At 73.0% G+C, this 15,524-nt stretch carries 11 protein-coding genes; 5 read left to right on the plus strand and 6 right to left on the minus strand.

Annotated elements, in window-relative coordinates; all coding sequences use genetic code 11:
• Positions 1-122 precede the first annotated feature (122 nt).
• Positions 123-2,144: a phosphocholine-specific phospholipase C gene (locus tag OG776_RS37050; RefSeq protein ID WP_329323290.1), complete on the plus strand. Its 2,022-nt coding sequence runs from the start codon at positions 123-125 to the stop codon at positions 2,142-2,144.
• Here the strand turns inward: OG776_RS37050 and OG776_RS37055 are convergent, their stop codons facing one another.
• The 3 genes from OG776_RS37055 to OG776_RS37065 all read right to left on the minus strand — a co-directional run bounded on the left by OG776_RS37055 (position 2,145) and on the right by OG776_RS37065 (position 6,430).
• The gene (locus OG776_RS37055) at positions 2,145-3,158 is read right to left on the minus strand and encodes a Gfo/Idh/MocA family protein (protein ID WP_329323292.1); all 1,014 of its coding nucleotides are present in this window, start codon (positions 3,156-3,158) and stop codon (positions 2,145-2,147) included.
• A gap of 51 nt (positions 3,159-3,209) precedes the next feature.
• Complete coding sequence (locus OG776_RS37060) at positions 3,210-4,304, minus strand: baeRF3 domain-containing protein (protein WP_148008330.1); 1,095 nt, start codon at positions 4,302-4,304, stop codon at positions 3,210-3,212.
• Between the two features lie 557 nt (positions 4,305-4,861).
• Positions 4,862-6,430, minus strand: a complete 1,569-nt coding sequence (locus tag OG776_RS37065) for an FMN-binding glutamate synthase family protein (protein WP_329323805.1) — start codon at positions 6,428-6,430, stop codon at positions 4,862-4,864.
• Positions 6,431-6,866: 436 nt separating this feature from the next.
• Between OG776_RS37065 and asnB the strand changes: the two genes are divergently transcribed.
• Positions 6,867-8,708 (plus strand): asparagine synthase (glutamine-hydrolyzing), encoded by a 1,842-nt coding sequence (gene asnB, locus OG776_RS37070; RefSeq protein ID WP_329323294.1) that lies wholly within the window; start codon positions 6,867-6,869, stop codon positions 8,706-8,708.
• Here the strand turns inward: asnB and OG776_RS37075 are convergent.
• A complete protein-coding gene (locus OG776_RS37075) occupies positions 8,701-9,225 on the minus strand; it encodes a DUF4232 domain-containing protein (protein ID WP_148008332.1) in 525 nt (174 codons plus the stop codon). The two genes, asnB and OG776_RS37075, sit on opposite strands and share 8 nt — an antisense overlap.
• Positions 9,226-9,375: 150 nt before the next feature.
• Positions 9,376-10,965, minus strand: coding sequence for an alpha/beta hydrolase (locus tag OG776_RS37080; RefSeq protein ID WP_329323296.1), 1,590 nt, complete (start codon positions 10,963-10,965; stop codon positions 9,376-9,378).
• A gap of 364 nt (positions 10,966-11,329) precedes the next feature.
• Here OG776_RS37080 and OG776_RS37085 point away from each other — a divergent pair, with 364 nt between their 5' ends.
• Both OG776_RS37085 and OG776_RS37090 read left to right on the plus strand, forming a co-directional pair.
• Positions 11,330-12,043, plus strand: coding sequence for a chaplin (locus tag OG776_RS37085; protein ID WP_410093161.1), 714 nt, complete (start codon positions 11,330-11,332; stop codon positions 12,041-12,043).
• Between the two features lie 394 nt (positions 12,044-12,437).
• Positions 12,438-13,292 (plus strand): GNAT family N-acetyltransferase, encoded by an 855-nt coding sequence (locus OG776_RS37090; protein WP_329323298.1) that lies wholly within the window; start codon positions 12,438-12,440, stop codon positions 13,290-13,292.
• A gap of 38 nt (positions 13,293-13,330) precedes the next feature.
• On the opposite strand, the gene OG776_RS37095 is transcribed toward OG776_RS37090, so the two are convergent.
• Positions 13,331-14,080: an MBL fold metallo-hydrolase gene (locus OG776_RS37095; protein WP_148008336.1), complete on the minus strand. Its 750-nt coding sequence runs from the start codon at positions 14,078-14,080 to the stop codon at positions 13,331-13,333.
• A 504-nt stretch (positions 14,081-14,584) separates the two neighbouring features.
• On the opposite strand from OG776_RS37095, the gene OG776_RS37100 reads away from it, so the two are divergent.
• On the plus strand, positions 14,585-15,358 hold the full coding sequence (locus OG776_RS37100; RefSeq protein ID WP_148008337.1) for a GNAT family N-acetyltransferase: 774 nt from the start codon (positions 14,585-14,587) through the stop codon (positions 15,356-15,358).
• Positions 15,359-15,524: the final 166 nt, after the last annotated feature.

The following is a 15,524-nucleotide window of genomic DNA, read 5'->3' on the forward strand; positions in this document are numbered from 1 at the left end:
AACCGGCACCCTTCCGCCGCTGTTCACCCGTAACTCACCGCGCGGGGAGGGAAGTCGGCGATCGCCGTGGGCACGCTACCGCGGGTGTGCCGCAGGGGCACTCCGGTGAGGAGGGCGAGTCCATGACACCGATCAGCCGAAGAGGATTCGTGGGGCTCGGGGCATCCGTGGTGGCCGGCACCGCGCTGGGCCTCGGCTCCCGTCAGGCGCTGGCCGCCGGCACGGCGAGCGGCACCCTCAGGGACGTACGCCATGTCGTCGTCCTCATGCAGGAGAACCGCAGTTTCGACCACTACTTCGGCCGCCTCAGAGGCGTCCGCGGATTCGGCGACCGCAGCGGGATCACGCTCTCCGGCGGGTACCCGGTGTTCAACCAGGCCAACGGGGGCGGCCGTCAGTACCCCTGGAAGCTGAGCGCCACACCGGCCGCGGGCGGCAAGGACGGTGAGACCCTCGCGCAGTGCAGCGGCGACCTTCCGCACTCCTGGACCTCGCAGCACTCCGCGTGGAACAAGGGACGCCTGGACAACTGGGTCTCGGGCGTCGGCAACGTCCGGTCGCTCGGCCACCTGGACCGCTCCGACCTCCCCTTCCACTACGCGCTCGCCGACGCCTACACGATCTGTGACGCCTACTTCTGTTCCGCGCTCAGCGCCACCGGACCCAACCGCACCTACCTCTGGTCCGGCAAGGTCGACGGCTCCAGCTACGACGGAGGCGACGAGTCGGGCCTGACCTGGCAGAACTACGCGGAGGCACTGCAGACGGCCGGAGTGACCTGGAAGGTCTACCAGAACGCGCAGGACAACTACGGCGACAACGGCTGCGCCTACTTCAAGAAGTTCGCCGCGGCCAGGGCCGGCGACCCGCTGTACGACCGGGGCATGGCCTCGGTGCCCCGGGTCACCGGCTCGACCCCCGACGACATCGCCGCCGCCATCAAGGCCGACGTCCTCGCCGGCACGTTGCCCCAGGTGTCCTGGGTGGTCGCCGACCAAGCCTCGTCCGAACACCCGTACGCCCCGCCCGGGGACGGCGCGCACTTCGTCGGCCTGGTGTACAAGGCCCTCGCCGCGGATCCGGACGTCTTCGACTCCACCGTCCTCTTCCTCAACTACGACGAGAACGACGGCTTCTTCGACCACGTGCCGCCGCCGGTGCCCCCCGCGAACACGGCGGGGGAGTTCCTCGGGAGCACTCCGTACGGCCTCGGGTTCCGCGTGCCGATGGTGGTCGTCTCGCCCTGGACACGCGGCGGCTGGGTCTCGTCCGAGGTCTTCGACCACACGTCCGTGCTGCGGTTCCTGGAGGCCTGGACGACCTCGCTGGGCACCCCCGCCGCCTGTCCGAACATCAGCGCCTGGCGTCGCAAGGTCACCGGCGACCTGACCGGAGTCTTCGACTTCGCGCACCCCGTGTACGGCGCCGTGACGCTGCCCGCCACCGGCGTCATCGGCCTGGCCACCTGCGGTCCGCTGCCCAACCCGGTCCCCACCACCAACGCCCTGCCCGTCCAGGAGCCCGGCACCCGGCCCGCCCGCGCGCTGCCGTACCAGCCGAACGGCTACCTGGACCACCTGGAGTTCGGGGCCGGCGGCACGGTCCTCGCCTGGTTCGCCATGGCCAACCAGGGGGCTCCGGCCGCCCGTGCCGCGCACTTCTCGATCCACCCGAACGCCTACCGCGACACCACGCCCTGGCAGTACACGGTCGACGCGGGCGGCACCGCCTCCGACTACTTCAACATCGGCGCGGGGTACGGCGACGGGAAGTACGACTTCACCATGACGGGCCCCAACCGCTTCCTGCGCCGGTTCCGGGGTGACGCGACCAAGCCGGGCAAGTCGGCCGAGGTGAGCTCCCGTTACGCAACCGAGCCCGGGACCGGGAAGACGGCCGTCTTCTTCAGGATGGCCAACTCCGGTTCCACGCCCGTGAAGTTCACCATCACCTCGAACCAGTACCGCGGCGACGGACCCTGGACGTACTCCGTCGTCGCGGGGGGCTCGGCCGAGGACTACTTCAACGCCGTCGCCCACCAGGACGGCTGGTACGACTTCACGGTCACCGTCGACTCGGACGCCGGCTGGTCACGCCGGTTCACCGGGCACATCGAGACGGGCGCCCCGAGCGTCAGCGGCTGATCACGCGTAGAGGTCCGGGCGCGCGGCGAGTTCGACGGTCACCCGGCCGCCGTCCTCCAGCGCCCGGACACCCGCCTCGGCCACCGCCGACGCGGCGTACCCGTCCCAGACGCCGGGGCCCGTGACGCGGCCCGCGCGGGTGGCGTCCACCCAGGCCTGCACCTCGCGGTCGTAGGCGTCGGCGAAGCGTACGAGGTAGTCCTGCGTCACCTCCTGACCGACACCGTCCGCCGTCGTCACCCGCATCGCGTGCTCGTCCCCGATCCGCGCGCTCCCCGACTCGCAGACGGCCTCGCAGCGCACCTGATAGCCGAAGCCGGTGTTGACGAAGACCTCCACGTCGACGAGGGCGCCCTCCGCCGTCTCGAACAGCAGGAGCTGGGGGTCGAGAAGACCCTCGGGCGCGTGCGACGACGGCCGCGGCCGCAGCACCGTCACGGCCGTGAGCTCCTGGCCCAGCAGCCAGCGCGCCGCGTCGATCTCATGGGAGACCGAACTGTTCACCACCATCGCCGAGGTGAAGCCGGCCGGCGAGGAGACGTTGCGGTGCGTGCAGTGGAGCATCAGCGGGCGGCCCAGCCGCCCGCTGTCCAGGAGGGCCTTCAGACGCATGTACTCGGTGTCGTAGCGGCGCATGAAGCCGATCTGCGCCAGCCGCCGTCCGAGCCGTGCCTCGGCCTCCACCACCCGCAGCGCCCCGGCCGAATCCGGCACCATCGGCTTCTCGCACAGGACCGGCAGCCCGCGCGCGAAGGCCGCCAGCAGCGCCTCCTCGTGGGCGGGGCCGGGGGAGGCGATCAGGACGGCCCGCACGCCGGGCGCGTCCAGGGCCGCCGCCACCTCGGTGTGCACCGAGACGGCGTCGATCCCGGCGACGGCGTCCTCGGCCCGCCCGCTGTCGGGATCGGCCACCGCCGCGACCCGTGCGCCGTTCACCACCCGGTCGATCCGTCGTATGTGGTCGGCTCCCATGTGGCCCGCCCCGAGGACCGCCACACCCAACAACTCGCTCACGTGCTCACCTCTCGGACCGACAGCTCTCCAGGAGATTGTCGGCCGGAGAGATCAGTAACGCAGCACCCCGGCGATGCCTTTCGCGTCACCCAGGCTGCCGTCGGGGACGAAACGGACCTCGGCGCCGGTCTCCAGACACTGTTCGACGATCTCGTCGACGATGTCCTCCCGGGCGTCCAGGTCCCCGCTCTCGGCGGGTACGAGATGGTCGCCGCCGTCGCGGACCGTCTCGCGGTAGTTCTCCTCCACGGCGAGCAGCCGGATCCGTCCCTGCGACGCGTGCTGCCACACCTCGTCGACCCCGGCGGCGAACTCCTTGCGGCCGCGGGCGGCTTCGAGCTCGTGGGCCACCACGTCGGCGTTGCGCCGCTCCTCGGCGCCGATCAGCGGACGGACCGCCTGCCACACCGCCTCCGGCGTGCCGTGCGCGAGACCCCCGTGCTGGAGGTGCCACGCGTCCCTGGTGACCGTGCCGACCTCGTCCAGGAGGGAGAGCGCGGCCGTGTCACCGGTGACGTACAGGGGGCGGTCGTGCTCCCGGAGCACGGCGCTCATCGCGCTGTCGGCCTCGCGGAGGAACGTCCGGGTCCGCTCGGCGCGGAAGGTGCTGGCCAGGTCGCCGACGCGCTCCTGGCGCTCCGCGTCCGGGTCCTCCAGGCTGCGGGTCAGCGGGAAGCCGTCGCCGCGCTCCTCGATGACCCGGTCACCGCCGCCGTCCCACAGGGTCACCCGGTCGGCCGAGACGGACAGCACCCAGAACGGGCGCTCGGCGGACTGGGCGGCGACCAGGTTGCGGGTCAGGAAGGTGTCCGAGAGCACGACGCGCTCGGGGACCCGGCGGGCCAGCGACCACACCTGGTGCTCGCCCGGCGCCGCGAAGATCGCCAGCCCGTCCTCGGCGTGCGCCAGGTCGACCTCGGCCATCGCCTGGTCGAGCTGCTGGACCAGTTCGGCGCGCCGCTCGCGGGTGACCGCCGGATCGGACTCGATCTGCTTCTTCGCCTCGGCCACGACGTTGCGCAGCCGGACCGGATCCTGGGCATTGTCCGGTTCGCGGCGGTGCGTCGGCGTCAGCACGGACACCGCGGGGTAGGGCCGCGGCCGGCGCAGTTCGGAGAGGGTTGCGGGACTCAGCGCATGCTCCATACGAGCACCATAGAACCGATTCGCCTATCGGGCATTTGGGCTAATTGGTTGCTAGTGTCGCTCGAGTCCGGCCGGCCCGCTCCGGGCGCGGCCGCACGACTTCCGTGGCACCGCCGGAGACGCCCCCGGGGGGGCGGACGCACGGCTCGGGACGCGCCCGTGAGGGCGCGGGAGCGCGGGCGCCGTCGGCGGAGGCGCCCGCGCACCCCTCGCCACCGGAACGGCACCGCTGCCGACCCCGGTGAACGGCTCCGCCCGCGTCCGCCCGCGGGATCGTCGGCGCGGGGCGGGCGTCGGTGCGCGCCCGTCGCCCGTCCCGCTCGCCGGGCGCGCCCGGGGAGGGTTCCTGGGGCCCCGTCCGGCCGGACCACCTCCGGGCCGACGCCCCCGCCGCAGAGAGGCACACAGTGACCGGTGAGGACACCAGGAACGGCCCGGCCCACGGCGTACGCCCCGAGACCGGCCGGCCGGCCGGGGCGCGGTGGGGGACACCGTACGGCCTGCCCGATCGTGGGGGACCCGGCGGAGTGCTGGGGGCGGCCGGTGGAGTTCCGAGGTCAGAAGGAGTCCGGGTCCGCCGCCGCCCAGTCCCGCTCCCAGTCCGCGGGCGCCTCGGCGAGCAGGACCCCGGGCTCCAGCCACGTGTAGAGCTCCGCGTACGAGCGCACGGTCGTCGGATCCGTGCGGCGCAGCAGCTGGCCCGGGGTGAGTTCGCCGGGATGCCGCACTCCCATCGCGGCCATGATCCGGGTGGCGCTGCGGACCGTGGCCCGCTGGTACCGGTGCACCCGTACGGACTTGTCGGCCACGTCCAGGACGCGGACGCGGCGTGGATCCTGGGTCGCGACACCGGACGGGCAGGTGTTGGTGTGACAGCGCTGCGCCTGGCGGCATCCGAGGGCGAACAGCATCGCGCGGGCCGCGTTCGTGTAGTCGGCCCCTTGGAGCAGCCGTCTGACGAGGTCCGTGCCGGTCGCGATCCTGCCGCTCGCGCCGACCCGCACCCGCTCGCGCAGGCCGGTCCCGACCAGCGCGTTGTGCACCGTGATCAGCCCCTCGGTGAGCGGCGTTCCGAGCCGGCCGGAGAACTCCGCGGGCGCGGCCCCGCTGCCGCCCTCCGCGCCGTCGACCACGATGAAGTCGGGGGTGATCCCTTCCGCGAGCATCGCCTTGCACAGGGCGAGGAACTGCCGGCGCGACCCGACGCAGAGCTTGAGACCGGTCGGCTTGCCGCCCGCCGCCCGCCGCATCCCGGCGAGGAACGCCACGAGTTCACGGGGGGTGGAGAAGACCTGGTGGTGCGGCGGCGAGAACACGGTGCGCCCCTGTGCCACGCCTCGCGTCCGGGCGATCTCGGCGCTCACCTTCACGCCGGGCAGCACCCCGCCGACACCCGGGTGCGCGCCCTGGGAGAGCTTGAGCGACACGCACCTGACCTCCGGCAGCGCGGCCTTGTCCGCGAACTCCCGCTCGTCGAAGCCGCCTTCGGCGGTCCGGCAGCCGAAGTACCCGGTGCCGATCTCCCAGACGAGATCCCCGCCGCCGCGCAGATGATGGTCCGACAGGCCGCCCTCGCCGGTGTCGTGGGCGAAACCGCCGAGCGCCGCGGCCCGGTTGAGCGCGAGCACCGCGTTCGCGGACAGCGCTCCGAAGCTCATCGCCGAAACGTTCAGCAGCGCCATGTCGTACGGCTGGGTGCAGTCCGGTCCTCCGACGCGGATCACGGGCGTCTCCCGCGCCACCTCGACCGGGCTCATCGACGGCACCAGGAATTCGTGCCCCGCGCCGTACACGTCCCGGCCGGTGCCGAACGGCTCCACCGGCTCGGCGCCGTCGGCCCGCGCGGACACGAGACCGCGCACCGCACGGTCGTACGGACGCCCGTCGTGGTCGCGCTCCAGGACATGGCGCTGCAGGTGCGGGCGCAGGGCTTCCAGGGGCAGGCGCAGATGGCCCAGGAGGGGGAGGTCGCGCAGCTCCGAGCGGCGGGTCTGCGCCAGGTCCCGGGCTCCGACCGCCGTCAGCGCCAGCAGGACGCCCGTCGCGCACCACCACCAGGCGGACACGGCGCACGCCAGGACCAGGGCCCCGGCCAGAGCGAGGACCACGAGCAGCAGCGAGAGCATCCGGCGCACACCACGAGTGAAGCGCACCGGACGGAATGGGGCGAAAGCGGGCGGTGGGGCGAACGGACGAGCGGGCGCGAGGACCCGCGGACGAGCGGACGGGAGCAGGCGGAGGCGAGCAGGTGAGTGGACGAGCGTTCAGGTGGGTTCGTGACGTGTTGGGCAATTTTTTACCCATGTCTTTACCCATGGCCGATTCCGGCCGGGAGAGGCCCGATGGCGGGCGGCCCGACGGGTCCACGGCGGGCAAAACGCGGCCGGAACCGACGGGGTCGCTGGGCCGTCCGGGTTACGTCCCTGTTGACGACCCCTTCCCGCGGGGCAGAGCCTCGATGGATAGCTGCCGGATACAACTGGTTTTCCGGAGGGGCCGGAGGGACCCTGTATACGCAGGTGAGACCGGTGCTCCCGGTACACCGGACGCAGGAGGTAACGCATGTGCGGCATCACCGGATGGGTCTCCTTCGACCGCGATCTGCGTGCCGAGGGCGAGACATTGGATGCAATGACGGAGACGATGTCCTGCCGCGGCCCCGACGACCGCGGCACCTGGACCGAGGGCCCCGCGGCCCTCGGTCACCGCAGGCTCGCGATCATCGACCTGCCCGGCGGACGGCAGCCCATGACCGCCGAGACCCCCGAAGGCACGGTGGCACTGGTCTACTCGGGGGAGGCGTACAACTTCACCGAGCTGCGCCGTGAGCTGACCGGCCGCGGTCACCGCTTCTCGACCGACTCCGACACGGAGGTCGTGCTGCGCGGCTACCTGGAATGGGGCGCGGAACTCGCCGGCCGGCTCAACGGCATGTACGCCTTCGCGATCTGGGACGGCCGCCGCGACCAGCTCGTGATGATCCGCGACCGCATGGGCATCAAGCCCTTCTACTACTTCCGGACCCCCGACGGCGTCCTGTTCGGCTCCGAGCCCAAGGCGATCCTGGCCAACCCGCTCGCCCCCGCACGGGTCCGCCTCGACGGCCTGCGCGAGCTCTTCACCTTCGTCAAGACACCCGGGCACGCGATCTGGGACGGCATGCACGAGGTCGAGCCCGGCACCGTCGTCACCGTCGACCGCTCCGGGCTGCGCCGGCACGTCTACTGGGAGCTGGAGACCCGGCCGCAGACCGACGACCGCGACACCTCGATCGCCACCGTGCGCACGCTCCTCGACGACATCGTGCGCCGCCAGCTCGTCGCGGACGTGCCGCGCTGCACCCTGCTCTCCGGCGGCCTCGACTCCTCCGCCATGACGGCGCTCGCCGCCCGGCAGCTCGCCGAGCACGGGGAGCGGGTCCGCAGTTTCGCCGTCGACTTCGTGGGCCAGACCGACCACTTCGTCGCCGACGAACTCCGCGGCACCCCGGACACCCCCTTCGTCCACGACGTGGCCGACGCCTCCGGCACCGACCACCGCGACATCGTCCTGGACGTGCAGGCCCTGGCCGATCCGGAGGTCCGCGCCAAGGTGATCAGGGCGCGGGACCTCCCGATGGGCTTCGGGGACATGGACACCTCGCTGTACCTGCTGTTCCAGGCCGTCCGCGAGCACTCCACCGTCGCGCTCTCCGGGGAGTCCGCCGACGAGGTCTTCGGCGGCTATCTGCAGTTCTTCGACGAGGAGGCCCGTCGCGCCGACACCTTCCCGTGGCTCCTGCGGTTCCAGCGCGACTTCGGCGACGACGCCGGCATCCTGCGCCCCGAGCTCACCGAGGCGATGAACCTGGACGCGTACGTCGCCGACGGCTACCGCACGGCCGTCGCCGGGATCCGGCGCCTCGAAGGGGAGAGCGACTTCGAGTACCGGATGCGGCGGATCTGCTACCTCCACCTCACCCGGTTCGTCCGTGTCCTGCTCGACCGCAAGGACCGCACGAGCATGGCGGTCGGCCTGGAGGTGCGGGTGCCGTACTGCGACCACCGGCTCGTCGAGTACGTGTACAACACGCCGTGGTCCCTGAAGTCCTTCGACGGCCGGGAGAAGAGCCTGCTGCGGGAGGCGACCGCCGACGTGATCCCCAAGTCCGTGTACGACCGGGTCAAGAGCCCCTATCCGTCCACCCAGGACCCCAAGTACGCGATCGCCCTGCAGGACCACGCGAAGGACCTGCTGGCCCGGCCGACGCACCCGGTCTTCGACCTCGTCGACCCGGAACGGCTGCACCGCGCCGCCCACCGCGACACCCCGCAGATCACGCAGGCGTCGCGGCGGGGCCTGGAACGGACCCTGGACCTCGCGGTGTGGCTGGACCTCTACGCCCCCGAGGTGTCCTTCAGCTGACCTGACGGTCCGCGGCGGCCTGGGAGGGCTGCCACCACGTGGTGACCGGCTCCCACACGAGAACGGCGTCCCCCGCGCCCAGCTCACGCGCCGTGAAGGACCGCCCGAACCGCGCGGGGTCCGCCGAGACGCTGATCGAGTCCACCCGTCGGGCCTCGGGGTCCGTCACATCGGCGATCGTCCGCACCGCCGCGTACACCGTCCGGCCCGCGCCGACGGGGTACGGACCGCTGTCACCGGCGGGCACCGGCAGGGCGGCGCCGTCGAGGTCCCCGAAGACGACCGTCGGGATGCGGTCGACGGTGCAGGTCCGCGGGGACAGGTTGGTGACGCTGATGTGCACCAGCCGGGGGTCGGCGGCCAGATGGGCGCGGACGACGGTGGCCCTGTCGGCGCACTTGGCGGGCTTGGGGACGGCCGGCCGGGCGGAGCCGGTGGCGGCCGCACCGGCCTGCGGCACGGCGAGGAACAGTGCCGCGGCGGCGGCCGGGAGGACGAGAGCGGAGCGGAGGCGCATCGGTGGGTTCCCCTGTTTCGGTCACGGCGGTCGGTCACGTATGGTGCGCCGCGCGTGGCGCGGCGCCTGCACAGTGTGACGACCGAGGGGCACAAGGGGTTGTATCCGACTTGTCGGTGTCGCCGGGACGCGCGGATTCCGTGACGTCCGTCAGGGTTCGTCCCTGCCGCTCTCCGGGCCGCAGGAACTGCCGTTCTTGGGCAGCGCGCCGTACAGCAGGAAGTTGTCGACCTTCTGGTGCACGCACTTGGAGGAGGCGTACCCCGTGTGGCCCTCGCTCCGGTTGTCGAGCACCACCGCGGCCGAGCCGAGCCTCGCGGCGGTCTCCTCGGTCCAGCGGTACGGGGTCGCCGGGTCCCCGCGGGTGCCCACGAGCAGCATCTTCGGGGTACGGACATTGTGTACGTCGTCGCGGATGTAGTCGGTGCCCTTGGGGCGGCCGTGGCACAGCAGCACCTGGGTGAGCCGGTACCGGCCGAAGACCGGCGAGGCCTGGTCGTAGGCGGCGCGCAGCTTGTCGAGGTCCTTGGCGGCCTGCTCGGCGCTGGGCCGGTCCGGGTCGTCCGCGCAGTTGATCGCCATGAACGCGGCGGGCAGGTTGTCCACCGGGATGTCCCCAGGGCCGGCGAGCCCGGCGTGCGGGGCGCCCGTCGCGCCGGAGCCGGGGGTCGTACGGGAGGCGGGCAGCGAGGCGCCGCCGCCCGACAGCTGCGCGAGCCCCTGGGTGTCACCGTCCTGGACGAGCGAGGCGAGGGCCCGCTCCAGCGCCGGCCACATCCGGCGGCTGTACAGTGCCTGGCCGACCGCGGCCGCGAGATCCTGGCCCGAGAACATCTGCCCGAGGCTGGTCGGGACCGGGTCCCGGTCCAGCGAGGCGACGAGCCGGACGACGTCCTCCCGGGCCTCGCGCGAGTCCTCCCCGAAGGGGCAGGACACGTCCTCGGTGCACCAGGTGAGGAAGTCGTCCAGCGCGGTCTGCTGCCCCTCGGCGCCCACCAGTCCCTGCTCGGCCATCGACTCGGTGAGCGTGTCCACACCGTCGAGCACCATGCGGCCGGTCTTCTTCGGGAACTGGGCCGCGTACACCGCGCCCAGCCGGGTCCCGTACGAGAAGCCGAGGTAGTTGAGCTTCTTGTCGCCGAGCGCCTGCCGCATGACGTCCATGTCCCGGGACGCGTTGACCGTGCCCATGTGGGTCAGTACCGGGCCGGAGTGCGCGGTGCACTCGGAGGCGACCTTGCGCAGGGCCTTGAGCATGGCCTGCGCGTCACCGCCGTCGCCGACGGCCCCGGTCGTGCCGGCCCCGTTGCCGCAGCTGACCGGCGAGGACCGGCCGACGCCCCGGGGGTCGAAGGTCACCACGTCGTAGCCGTTGGTGAGGTCCATGAAGTCCTTGCCGCCGTCCTGCGCGAGCTCCGGGACCCCGGCCCCGCCGGGGCCGCCGAAGTTCAGCAGCACGGACCCCCTCGACGGTCCGGTCGCGCGGTACCGCGCGATCGCGACGTCGAGGGTCCCGCTCTGCGGGTGCGCGTAGTCCAGCGGGACGGTCACCTTCCCGCACTGGAGGTCGGCGGGCATCCCGTCGCCCACGCAGGCTCCCCAGGTGATCTTCTGATGGTAGAAGCGGGACAGGTCGGGTGCGTCGGCGGCCACGGCCGCCGAGGGCAGTCCCGCCGTCAGCAGAGCCAGTGCCGCCGCGCGGGCTCCGACGTAGGTCCAGCGGTGGTGCACGGACGGCATGCGGACCTCCAGGGACAGCGGGAGCCGGACCGGGATGCCCTGCCGGCCGCGACACGCATCACGATAGGCGGGGGCCCGGGAGCCTGCCTCCGGGCGGACGGCCGTATCGGCCGACCGCCTCCCGGTCGGCGACACGCTCCGGGCACGGCGGACGACCCCCGGTGCCCGGGGACGGCGGAGGTCAGGCGGGGGACACCCCGGCCGGGACCGGCCCGGATCAGTTCGATAAGCGGGCCGCTCGATGGAGTGAAAGCCCGATAAGCCATAACTCGGATGGTTCTCTCGCGTTTTACGCGATGCGGGTGAGTACCCGCGACCAAGTCTGGAAGGGAGGGAACCTGTGAAACGGGTTACCCGGAATGGATTGATCGCCGCAGCCGCCGCATCGGGCGCGCTGGCCGTGACGATGCCGGCGCACGCCGACTCCGCGGCGCAGGGCGGTACGGCGGGCTCACCCGGACTGATCTCCGGCAACACCATCCAGCTCCCGGTGCACGTCCCCGTGAACGTGTGCGGGAACACCGTGAACGTCGTCGGTCTCCTCAATCCCGCGGCGGGCAACCGCTGCGCCAACGTGAGCGACGGCGGCGCGGTGCGCGGCGCGAGCCGTACCGGTGGTCACGGCCACGGCGCGCCCGGCACGCACTCCGGCAACGGGGGCGCGCACACCGGCAGGGCCTCGGGCGTGACGGCGGGCGGCGCGCTCGCACAGGGAACCGGAACGAATTCTCCCGGGGTGCTGTCCGGCAACGGTCTGCAGCTGCCGGTCGACCTGCCGGTGAACGTCAGCGGCAACTCCGTCAGTGTGGTGGGCCTCGGCAACGCGTCGGTGGGCAACACGGCCGTGAACACCTCGGGCGAGCTGCCCGACCGGCCCGCGGCGCCCACCCCCGCGCCGAAGCCCCCGACGAAGGCGGCCGTGCCCGGGAAGGCGCCGTACCGGGCAGCCGAAGAGCCCATGGCCTCCCTCGCGCACACGGGCGCGGACGAGACGGTGCCCGCGATCGCCGCGAGCGCGGCGCTGCTGCTGGGGGGAGCGGTGCTCTTCCGGCGGTTCAGGCCCGCCGCGCGCCGCTGACCCGGCGGTCCGGCGACGACGGAAGGCCCCACCGGGCGCGTGACCGGTGGGGCCTCGTACGGTCCGGGGCGCGCGGGACCTTGCTGGGCCTCGGCTCGCGACCGGCCGGCGGCGGGCGGACGGGGGCAGGGACGGGAAGCGACAGGTGGGCAGCGGGGAACGCGGACAGCGACGGAGACGGGGTCGGAAGGCGTGCGCGCAGTACGGCCCCGCGGTGGGACCGAGCGGTTCCGGCCGACCGTGCGCCGTCCGGGCGGCGGGCGCCGACCTCACCGGGGAGATCCGGGAGGATGTGCGGGCGGTCCCGTCACGCCCCGCCCGAAGCCCCCGCGGCCCGTGACCGGCTCCGCGTCCGGCACCCGCCGCCGTCCGGCGAAGCGAATGGAGCGCACAGATGACCTTTCCCGGTTCCGAGGACCTCGTCGTCACCCGGGCCTCGCTCGACGACTGGGCCGTGGTCGCCGGGTGGGCGGCCGACGAGGGATGGAACCCCGGGCTGTCCGACGCCCGGAGCTTCTTCGCCCAGGACCCGGACGGCTTCTTCCTGGGCAGGATCGGCGCGGAGCCGGTCTCGGCCGTCTCGGTCGTCCGGTACGACGCCGACTACGCCTTCCTGGGCTTCTATCTCGTACGACCGGACCTGCGCGGCCGCGGCTACGGGCTCACCACGTGGGAGACGGCCCTGGCCCACGCGGGCGGCCGGACCGTCGGGCTCGACGGAGTGGTCGCGCAGCAGGACAACTACCGCCGGTCCGGCTTCGAACTCGCCCACCGCACCGTACGGTTCACCGGCACCGTACCGACGGCGCCCGCCCCGTCGGGGGTGCGCCCGGCCGAAGCGGCCGACCTCCAGGACATCGCGGCCTACGACAGCGCCTGCTGCCCGGCCGACCGCCCCCGCTTCCTCGCCCGCTGGCTGGACACACCGGGACACCGTGCGTTCGTCCGCGTCGCGGAGGACAGGCTCACCGGCTACACGGTCGTCCGGCCGGCCCTCGACAGCCCCCGCGTCGGTCCGCTGTTCGCCGACACCGCCGGGGACGCGCGGGCCCTGCTGCTGGCGGTGGCCGCGTGGACTCCGGGGGGCGGGATCACCGTCGACATCCCGGGGTCGAACACGGCGGGCGTGGCGCTCGCCGACGAGTTCGGCCTCACGCCCTCCTTCGAGACGGCCCGTATGTACACCGGACCGGTCAGGCCCTTCGCCCGGGAACGGGTCTACGGCGTCACCACGCTAGAACTGGGCTGACGGCCCCCGCGCCCTCGGGGGCCGGTACCGCGGCGACGTCAGTTGGCGAGTTCCAGGGCCCGGCGCGCCGCGTCGCCGACGGAGCCGTGGTGGACCGGACCGTGGCCGGGCAGGAGGACGTCCGCCGCCAGGGTCTCGATGCGGGCGAGTGACGAGATGGCCATCGCGCGCTCGGCGTGGAACATGTTCGGCAGCAGCTGAGGGCCGCGGGTGCGTGAGGTGGGGTGACCGCTGACCAGCGCGTCGCCGGAGATCACCACCCCGGCCTCCGGCAGGTGGTAGACGCAGTGTCCGGCGGTGTGACCGGGCGTGTGCACCGGTACGGGACGGCCGGGCAGGTCCAGCGGGCCCTCCCCGGGGAACGACTCGGGGCGGGTCATCCGGACGTCCGCCGTGCCCCCGGACCTGAGGGCGTGCACGGCCCATGGCAGGACGCCGGGGCGCCAGGCCTGGCGCATCACCGTCCCGACGCTCACCTGCTGGAGGAACTCCCGGCGCGCGTGCGGGAGTTCCTCCTCGTGCAGATGGACCGGGACCCCGAAGGCGCTGCTCAGGTACTCGGCCGACCCGAGGTGGTCGTTGTGCGCGTGGGTGATGAGGACGGCCCCGATCGCCTTGGGGGAGTGGCCGAGCGCGTCCAGGGAGGCGAGGACGTCCGGACGGTCGCCGGGGTACCCCGTGTCGATCAGGGTGACGGCGTCCCCCTCGCTGAGGATCACCCAGTTGGTGTTGCTGCCGTGGACCAGGTGAACTCCGGCGGCTACCTCGACGATCGCGTCCTCGCGCATGACCATCCCGATGCTTGAGATCCCATCCCGGCCCGGCTGCGCCGGACGGGACCGTGTCAGGGCGAAGGTATCGCGCGCGGTCCGGAGCGTGATCGGCGCCCCGGGCACCCGCGGTGACCTCGGCCGTCGTACGTCCCGTACGGCCGCCGGAGGTGCGCGGTGCACGGCGTCGGCGAGTGCATTCGGGCCGGTTCCGTGCACGGCGTCGGCGAGTGGGGCCGGTTCCGTTCACGGCGCGGACGGGCCTCCCGTACCGACCTCGTTCACGCCCGCCGCCGACGCCCCTCGCCCACGCCTCTTTCCCGGCCTGCGGCTCCGGAGTCCGCGCGGACCAGGTGATCGACCTCCGCTCGTGCGACGGTGGAAAACGGCGGGCGGCACACGCTCGACAGGCTTCCACCGCACCGACCGCGAGCTGCGGTGATGTCGTGGGCCGGGCCGGGTGACCGACGCCCTCACCGGAATGCCATTGCCGTACGCGCCGCAGGATGCTGGAGTGAGCCCATGGATCACGTTGCGGTACTGGCCCTGTTCGACCGGGACATGCGGGAGGACGCGCGGCCCGACGGCCCGGGGGCCCGGGTCGAGCGCGTCGACAAGGTGGTGCGCCAGGTCGGTGCGGAGCACGGCTGGAACGGGGTGGTCTGGTCGGATCTGGACGGCGCGGGCGCCGACGCGGCCATAGCCGACCAGGTGCGGTACTTCACCGGGCTGGGCCGGGAGTTCGAGTGGAAGGTGTACGGACACGACAAACCGGAGAACCTCGGACAGCGCCTGCGGGACGCGGGGTTCGTCGCACAGCCCGAGGAGACGCTGATGATCGCCGAGCTGGGTGATCTGGCGCTCGACGCCCAACCGCCGGAGGGCGTACGGCTCCTGCCCGTCACCGACAGCGCGGGCGTGGATCTCGTCGCGGACGTGCACCGGCAGGCCTTCGGTACGGACAGCGGCCGTATGCGCCGTCAACTACTGGCCCAGCTCACCGGCGAGGAGGACAACGTCGTGGCGGTCGTCGCCCTCGCGGGCGACGAGCCGGTCAGCGCGGCCCGCATGGAGATGGCGCCGGGCGCCCGGTTCGCGGGCCTGTGGGGAGGCGGCACCGTCGAGTCCTGGCGCGGCCGCGGCATCTACCGCGCTCTCGTCGCCCACCGGGCCCGGGTGGCCGCCGACCGAGGCTACCGCTACGTCCAGGTCGACGCGTCCTCCCAGAGCCGTCCCGTCCTCGCCCGTCTGGGATTCCAGCCGCTGACCACGACGACTCCCTACGTCTACGGGTGACACCCGTTCCGGGACGGGTGGGCGGCCGTCCGGCCGGCCACCCGGTTCGGCGGTCCTACCGCGGCCGGTTCGCCGGACCACGCCCGGTGCCTCCGGGCCCGTACGGCCGATACCGCCGCGCCGCGGATGCGACGAGGCGGTATCGAAGGCCGCCGACGGCCGGACG

This window comes from Streptomyces sp. NBC_01689, from assembly GCF_036250675.1.
Classification (GTDB): domain Bacteria; phylum Actinomycetota; class Actinomycetes; order Streptomycetales; family Streptomycetaceae; genus Streptomyces.

What these genes read in the sequence shown, in the direction of transcription:
- OG776_RS37060 (WP_148008330.1), bottom strand. Translation starts at nt 4,304, where the DNA reads ATGGAGCATGCGCTGAGTCCCGCAACCCTCTCCGAACTGCGCCGGCCG.
- OG776_RS37090 (WP_329323298.1), top strand. Translation starts at nt 12,438, where the DNA reads ATGACCTTTCCCGGTTCCGAGGACCTCGTCGTCACCCGGGCCTCGCTC.
- OG776_RS37065 (WP_329323805.1), bottom strand. Translation starts at nt 6,430, where the DNA reads ATGCTCTCGCTGCTGCTCGTGGTCCTCGCTCTGGCCGGGGCCCTGGTC.
- OG776_RS37080 (WP_329323296.1), bottom strand. Translation starts at nt 10,965, where the DNA reads ATGCCGTCCGTGCACCACCGCTGGACCTACGTCGGAGCCCGCGCGGCG.
- OG776_RS37075 (WP_148008332.1), bottom strand. Translation starts at nt 9,225, where the DNA reads ATGCGCCTCCGCTCCGCTCTCGTCCTCCCGGCCGCCGCCGCGGCACTG.
- OG776_RS37100 (WP_148008337.1), top strand. Translation starts at nt 14,585, where the DNA reads ATGGATCACGTTGCGGTACTGGCCCTGTTCGACCGGGACATGCGGGAG.
- asnB (WP_329323294.1), top strand. Translation starts at nt 6,867, where the DNA reads ATGTGCGGCATCACCGGATGGGTCTCCTTCGACCGCGATCTGCGTGCC.
- OG776_RS37095 (WP_148008336.1), bottom strand. Translation starts at nt 14,080, where the DNA reads ATGCGCGAGGACGCGATCGTCGAGGTAGCCGCCGGAGTTCACCTGGTC.
- OG776_RS37050 (WP_329323290.1), top strand. Translation starts at nt 123, where the DNA reads ATGACACCGATCAGCCGAAGAGGATTCGTGGGGCTCGGGGCATCCGTG.